This window comes from Lactobacillus sp. C449L (assembly GCF_059900815.1).
Map to the genome: position 1 here is coordinate 1 of NZ_JBWXGA010000361.1, position 420 is coordinate 420.

At 62.1% G+C, this 420-nt stretch carries 1 protein-coding gene; it reads right to left on the minus strand.

The annotated features are described in order from the left end of the window. A partial coding sequence (locus tag AC2JF9_RS09785) for a hypothetical protein (RefSeq protein WP_500727390.1) occupies window positions 1–420 on the minus strand: 420 nt, incomplete at both ends.

The window sequence follows — 420 nt, forward strand, 5'->3', positions numbered from 1 at the left end:
GAGATGATCCGATCCGAATCCGAGGGGGGACTGGCGCTGACGTCTCTGAGGCCGTGCTCCTCGGCAAACGCACACCAGCGATCCAAAGGCAGCGCATTGTTTCGCGGCCTCCGGAGCAGTGCGATCAGATCCGCATATCCCCCGACCGCGATTTTGAAATCGCTCGCCGGAACAGCAGACCCGGGGGGAGCAGCGGGGTATAGGCAAAGCATGCCGCCGACCGCATCCCGGACATCCTTCCCGTTCCCCCTGCGCAGGCTGTCAGTGACCGTGAAGCGGTTTTCCAGCGCCTGTTGATACGGATTGGAGCCATCCAGATCGCGCCGGCCACCGTCATCCTTTTCGAGCGACCATGGACCGTTCACGCCTCCGTGAACCGAATGGATGTAGGCCTTGATCTCGACGACGATCGCTGTAGCG